Source organism: Rudaea sp. (assembly GCF_036383415.1).
GTDB lineage: Bacteria > Pseudomonadota > Gammaproteobacteria > Xanthomonadales > Rhodanobacteraceae > Rudaea.
Genome location: NZ_DASVOK010000138.1, coordinates 1 through 6,300, shown reverse-complemented (window position 1 = coordinate 6,300; position 6,300 = coordinate 1). Strand labels below are relative to the sequence as shown.

Below are 6,300 nucleotides of genomic sequence, written 5' to 3'. Positions count from 1 at the left end.
CGACTTGAGCAGGTCGTGCAGATAGATCTTGTTCGTGCACTTGAGGATCGAGCCCGGATCGTCGATCACGACCATGCCTTCCTTCTCCGCCTTGTTGGCGAAGCGGTGGGTGTGGTTGTCGATCGCGGTCGTCTCGCGGATGAACAGGCCGTCGTATTCGGCCAGGCGCGAGTAGTCGTTCTTGCCGATGATCTCGACCTCGATGCCGATTTCCTTGCCGGCCTCGATGAACGACTTCAGCGCGCGCTTGTTCGACGGCGGCATCGCCTCGTTCGGATCGGCGAGCATCGCGATGTCGTAGCGATAGGCCTTGCGCGCGCGCGGCTTGCGCCAGAGCTTCTTCGAGAACTTGTCGAGCGAAGCGGCGAACGAGTCTTCCTGCTGGTCGGTCAGCGTGTGCAGGCCGGCTGGCTTGATCGCGGCGATCTGCCAGACCTTCTCGCGCTCGAACTCGAGGCGCAGGATCGGGCAGGGGAACGTGTCGAACACCTGGCGCGCGAGGTCGGACAGCGCCGCGTAGCTGGTCTCGCCGAAATAGACGAGCACGCCGAAGTCGGTGGCGTCGCGGCCGCCCTCGGGCAGGAACTTGATCAGCTTCTGGTTGAGGTCCTCGATGTCGAGGCCGTACAGCGCGCGCTTGCGCAGATCGTTGATCGTGCGCACCGAGGGAATGACCCTGTGCCCGCGTGCCTCGGCGAGCAGCGAGACGTAGTAGCCGATGCCTAGGTACTTGTAGCTGCGGCAGAGGTTGATCACCTGCACGCGCTCGTCGTCGGCCGCGATCGGCTCCTTCAGGTAATCCTGCGCGGCGACGACGTTGTCGGAAGGATAGTACGAGCCCCAGTCCGAGGCCTTTTCCACGACGATGACGAGGCGGCTCATCGGCGGGCGGCCTCAAAAAGCATGCTTTGGTTGGACGGAGGTTCGGACATGGCGGGACGCGCCGTGGTGGAAAGGCGCGCAGTTTGACATAGTTGCGGTGTGCGTCCACCTGACAGAAATTAAGAATTGCAACGGGTTTACGTCGAGTTCATTGGCGCAATCCGTTGCCCGGCCGGGCGGCGATCGCTTAGGCTCCTCTGATGCCCGCAGTCCCTGTCGATTTTTCGATCCGCCCCGCACTCGATTCCGATCTCGACGCGCTGCTCGCGCTCGAGCGCGCCGCGTTCACCAGCGATCACCTGTCACCGCGGCAATACCGGCAGCATCTGCACAGCGCCAGTGCGAGCGTGCTCGCCGCCGTCGATGCCGACGGGCTGCTCGGCAAGGCGGTCGTGTTCTACCGCGCCGGCAGCGACATCGCGCGGCTCTACTCGATCGCGGTCGCCGAGCGCGCGCGCGGGCGCGGCGTCGCCAAAGCCTTGCTCGCCGCCGTGGAGGCAGCCGCACTCCATCGGCATTGCCTGCGCCTGCGCCTGGAGGTGCGCAAGGACAATGCTGCCGCGATCGCGCTGTATGAGCGCCTCGGCTTCCAACGCTTCGGCGAGAAGCGCGGCTTCTACGAGGATGGCGTCGACGCGTGGCGCTACGAGAAGCGGCTCACGGACAAGGGATGAGCGACAGGCGTTGCGTGCCGCTCTCCATTTTCTTCAGAACGCTGCGGACATGTGCCGGCCCGGCGTGGTTTCCGCTTAGTGCGCTTCCGCCGTCCTGCGCGCGGCCACGCCGTTCATGATCTTGTCGGTGTAGGCGATGCCGATCGCCGAGAGGATGAAGACGCAATGGATGATTGTCTGCCACATCACGCCGGTCGGGGTGAGCGTGGTGCAGCGTGGCGCGGCGACCGAGGTGTCCTTGATCAGCATGAATTCCTCGGGCGTGCAGAACGGCAGGCCGCCCGCACCGATCGCGCCGGCGGCGATGAAGGTCTTGAGCAGGTGGATCGAGGAGATGCCGATGATCGCCATCGCCAGCTTGACCTTGAGCACCGAGGCGTTGACGTGGCTGAGCCACTCGGGCTGGTCGGGATGGTCTTCCAGGCGCAGGCGCGAGACGAAGGTCTCGTAGCCGCCGACGATGACCATGACGAGCAGGTTGGAAATCATCACCACGTCGATCAGGCCGAGCACGATCAGCATGATCTCCTGCTCGCCGAAATTCACCGCGCCGACGATCAGGTGCCAGAGCTCCTTGACGAAGAGCACGACGTAGACGCCCTGCGCCACGATCAGGCCGAGATAGAGCGGCAGCTGCAGCCAGCGCGAGGAGAAGATCAGCAGCGGCAGCGGCGGCATGCCGCGTTGCGTGGAATTCGACGACATGGATTACCCCGTAACGATCAAAGGCCGCCGATTCTAGCGACCGGAGGTTTGGATTGCGTTAGTGCGGCGCCGGCCGGATTGTTTCGTGCCGCCAGCCTGTCTACCATCGCCGCTTCGCCGCGAATTCGATGGTCCGTCCATGTCAGCGATCACCTGCCGCACCCTCCGTATTTCGATCGCGCCCATGCTGGCCGGGTTCGTCCTCGTCGGCTGCGCGATGCAGCCGCGCGAACCGGTCGCGCCGGCGCCGCAGCCGCCGATCGCCGCGGTGCATGCATATCCGGTGTCCGCGCCGAGCGGCACGCGCATCGACAACTACTACTGGTTGCGCGACGACACGCGCACCCGACCCGAGGTACTCAACTATCTCAAGGCCGAGAACGCGTACTACGCGCAGATGACCGCGCACACGCAGGCGCAGCAGGAAACTCTGTACAGGGAGATCACCGCGCGCCTCGCCCCGGACGATGCGAGCGCGCCGGCGAAATACCGCCACTGCTGGTATCAGACGCGCTATGCGCAAGCCGCGGAGTATGCGGTGTATTCGCGCCGTTGCGGCAATCCCGATGCGCGCGAGGAAATGCTGCTCGATGGTCCCGCACTGGCGAAGGGACATAGCTTCTTCCAGATCGGGCAATACGAGATCAGCCCGAACGAGAAGCTGATCGCCTATGCCGAGGACGCGGCCGGCCGCCAGCAGTTCACGATACGCGTCAAGGATCTCGCCAGCGGCAAGCTGTTGCCTGATGCGCTCGCGAACACACCGGGCGCCGTGGCCTGGGCCGATGACAACCACACCCTGTTCTACGTCGAGAACGATCCGGTCACGCTGCTGACCGTGCGCGTGAAGAAGCACGTGCTCGGCAGCGATCCGAAGCGCGATCCGGTCGTCTACGAGGAGCGCGACCACAGCTATTACCTCGACGTGGCGCGTACGGGCGACGACAAGTTCATCGCGATTGCCTCGCAATCGACGCTGTCGAGCGAGGTCCGCTTCATTCCGGCGAGCCAGCCGAAGGCGCGGTTCAAGGTGCTCGCGCCGCGCGAGCACGATTTCAAATACGACGCCGAGCACATCGACCGGCGCTGGGTGGTGCGCACTAACTGGCAGGCGAAGAATTATCGCGTCATGCAGGTCGACGATGCCCAGGTCGGCGACAAGAAGCGCTGGCACGAGATCGTCGCGGCGCGCAACGATGCGACGGTCGATCGCATCGCGCTGTTCCGCAACTATCTCGTCGTCGGCGAGCACAGCGACGGCCTTGCGCGCGTGCGCATCAAGCCCTGGCGCGACGGTGCGACGCGGCTGGTCGAGGTCGACGAGGCCGATTATGCAGCGACGATCGGTGACAACCGCGAGGTCGACACCGACATGCTGCGTTACGAGGTCGCTTCGCTGGTCACGCCGAAAACGGTCTACGATCTCGACATGCGCAGCGGCAAGCGCGAGGAGCGCAAGCGCGAGGCGGTAGTCGGTTATGACCGCGCGAACTACGCGACCGAGCGCGTCTGGGTCGTCGCGCGCGACGGCACGAAGGTCCCGGTATCGCTCGCGTATCGCAAGGACACCAGGCGCGACGGCAGCGCGCCAATGCTGCAGATCGGCTACGGCGCCTACGGCGCGCAGTACGATCCGCATTTCAGCCCGGGCTATGTCTCCCTGCTCGACCGCGGCTTCGTCGTTGCGCTCGCGCACATCCGTGGCGGCGGCGAACTCGGCCGCGCCTGGTACGAAGACGGCAAGTTGCTGAAGAAGAAGAACACGTTCACCGATTTCATCGACGCGACCGAATACCTCGTCGCGCAGAAGGTCGCAGCCAAGGACAAGGTGTTCGCGTTCGGCCGCAGCGCCGGCGGCCTGCTCATGGGCGCGATCGCGAACATGGCGCCGCAGGACTATCGCGGCATCTTCACCCAGGTGCCGTTCGTCGATGCGGTCACGACGATGCTCGACGATTCGATTCCACTGACCACGAACGAATTCGACGAGTGGGGCAATCCGCAGGACACGAAGTTCTACGAGACCATGCTAGCGTATTCGCCGTACGACAACGTCAAGGCGCAGGCGTATCCCGCGATGTTCGTCAGCACCGGCCTCAACGACTCGCAGGTGCAGTACTACGAGCCGGCGAAATGGGTGGCCAAGCTGCGCGCGACGAAGACCGACAGCAATCCGTTGCTGTTCAAGATCAACATGGAAGCCGGTCACGGCGGCGTGAGTGGCCGTTATGCGCATTGGCGCGAAACGGCGGAGGCCTACGCGTTCATGCTCGACCAGCTGCCGCGCGTGGTCAGCACGAAAAAGAAATAGCTGAAGGCGTGCTCAGTGCACGCCGACGCGGGCCGGCGGCGCGAGCAGGTCGGTCAGCTTGGCCAGGCTGCGCACGATCCAGTCGGGCTGCACGGCAGACTGGCGCGAGGCTTCGCTCCAGCTGATCGTGCCGCGCTGCAGCCATGCGCTGCGCAATCCGGCGCGATGTGCGCCGATCACGTCGAGTTCGGGATCATCGCCGACGTGCAGCACTTCGTCCGGTGCGAAGCCGAGGCGTTCGCAGGCGGCGTGGAAGATTTCCACAGCCGGCTTGGCTGAGCCGAACGTGCTCGCATGCACGGCGAAGCGGAAATGCGGCGCGATGCCGGTCGCGTGCAGGTCGGCATTGCCGTTGGTGATCACCGCGAGCGGATAGTGCGCGCTGAGGCGTTCGAGCGCGGGCAGCGTATCGGCGTAGCACTCGACGCGGTTGCGTTCGGCATAGAACGCGGCGAAGGCGCCTTCGACGTGGTCGTCGTGGTAGCCGTGCGGCAGCAAGGCTTGTTGCAGGGACAGCCGTCGTTGCGCGCTGAAATCGTGCGCGAGTTGCGGGTTCTCGTCGGCGATGCGGTCGCGCAGCACGCGCATCGCCGCGATCGGATACACCGCGGCCGCGCGCGGGCAGTGCGCGTGCAGCCAGTTGTCCAGGCGTTGTTCCGCGCGCAGCATGACCGGCGCGATCGGCCACAGCGTGTCGTCGAGATCGAACGTGATCGCGCGGATGCGCATGATCGTGCTCAACAGGCTTACGGTTTGCTCGCGCCCTTTGCCGCTTTCTTCTGCGCCGTGAGTTCGGCCGCACGTGCCTTGGCTTCCTGCGCTTCGACCGAATTGGGCTGGGTGCGCAGGAGGTAGTCGGCGGTCGCGTTCGGCGCGGAAACCGGGCGCGGTTCGCCGCGGCCCTGCACGCGTTCGGCGACCCAGGCCGAGTTCTTGTCGAGTTCATCGGCAAGCGCGGGCGCGTCGTCGACCGGCACAAGCTGGTGCTTGCGGATGATTGCCTTGCCCGCGTCGGAACTCGCGTACTTGATGAATTTCTCGGTCGCCTCGAAGTTCTTGCTGTCCTTCTTCGCGGCGAGATAGAGCGGCGCGTACAGACAATAGCTACCGTCCTTGATCGTGGCCGTGCTGGCCGCGACGCCTTCGACCTTGAGAATCTTGATCGACTTGTTGTTCCACACCGAAGACAGCGTAGTGAAGCCGAGTCCGTGCGGATCGATCGTTACGCCTTCCTCGAGCTTGGCCGTGTTCATGTACTGGCGTCCGGCCCATACCGGCTGGTCGCCCTTGTTGTAGATGTACTTGCGCAGCACGTAATCGACGCCGTCCAGCGGCGCGGCGATCGCATAGAGGTTGATCGGTTCGTCCGGGCCGCCGAGGTCCTTCCACGACTTCAGCTGGCCGCTGTAGATGTCGTAGAGCTGTTTCAGGCTGACGCTGTCGGCCGGATTCTTCGGCGAGGTGATCGGCACCATCGCCTCCCAGGCGACCGGGTAGAACGTCAGGTTCGTTTCCTCCGCGCGCCCCGGCATGGCCGGGCGCGCGCTGCCGGCGACGTCGGCCGTGCCGTCGTTGACCGCGTCGATGCCCGAGATCGTGCTGAACGGCTGCATCGTCACCTTGCCGAGCTTGGACAACTCGTACTGCTTGGCCAGGTCGGCGACGAAAGCGCGCTCGGTGGCACGGTCGCCGCGCCAGACGATGCCGGGCGGCAGCTTGGCCTTGGCC

General features: G+C 64.9%; 6 protein-coding genes. 2 read left to right on the top strand and 4 right to left on the bottom strand.

Going from position 1 to position 6,300, the window contains the following annotated elements:
• Positions 1-882 (bottom strand): RimK family protein (locus tag VF497_RS05370; protein WP_330886603.1); only part of this gene is annotated, 882 nt, incomplete at its 3' end.
• 200 nt (positions 883-1,082) lie between these two features.
• Between VF497_RS05370 and VF497_RS05365 the strand changes: the two genes are divergently transcribed.
• Positions 1,083-1,556, top strand: coding sequence for a GNAT family N-acetyltransferase (locus VF497_RS05365; RefSeq protein WP_330886602.1), 474 nt, complete (start codon positions 1,083-1,085; stop codon positions 1,554-1,556).
• Positions 1,557-1,631: 75 nt separating this feature from the next.
• On the opposite strand, the gene VF497_RS05360 is transcribed toward VF497_RS05365, so the two are convergent.
• Entirely contained in the window at positions 1,632-2,261 is a 630-nt protein-coding gene (locus tag VF497_RS05360) for a TIGR00645 family protein (protein WP_330886601.1), read from the bottom strand.
• 184 nt (positions 2,262-2,445) lie between these two features.
• Here VF497_RS05360 and VF497_RS05355 point away from each other — a divergent pair, with 184 nt between their 5' ends.
• Entirely contained in the window at positions 2,446-4,572 is a 2,127-nt protein-coding gene (locus VF497_RS05355; protein ID WP_330886600.1) for a S9 family peptidase, read from the top strand.
• A 12-nt stretch (positions 4,573-4,584) separates the two neighbouring features.
• Here the strand turns inward: VF497_RS05355 and VF497_RS05350 are convergent, their stop codons facing one another.
• A complete protein-coding gene (locus VF497_RS05350; protein ID WP_330886599.1) occupies positions 4,585-5,313 on the bottom strand; it encodes an HAD-IA family hydrolase in 729 nt (242 codons plus the stop codon).
• A gap of 5 nt (positions 5,314-5,318) precedes the next feature.
• On the bottom strand, positions 5,319-6,300 hold a 982-nt coding region (locus VF497_RS05345; RefSeq protein ID WP_330886598.1), incomplete at its 5' end, for a substrate-binding domain-containing protein.

Bases quoted from the DNA above. Each gene is read 5' to 3' on its own strand.
- VF497_RS05365 (WP_330886602.1), top strand. From the start codon at position 1,083: ATGCCCGCAGTCCCTGTCGATTTTTCGATCCGCCCCGCACTCGATTCC.
- VF497_RS05360 (WP_330886601.1), bottom strand. From the start codon at position 2,261: ATGTCGTCGAATTCCACGCAACGCGGCATGCCGCCGCTGCCGCTGCTG.
- VF497_RS05355 (WP_330886600.1), top strand. From the start codon at position 2,446: ATGCTGGCCGGGTTCGTCCTCGTCGGCTGCGCGATGCAGCCGCGCGAA.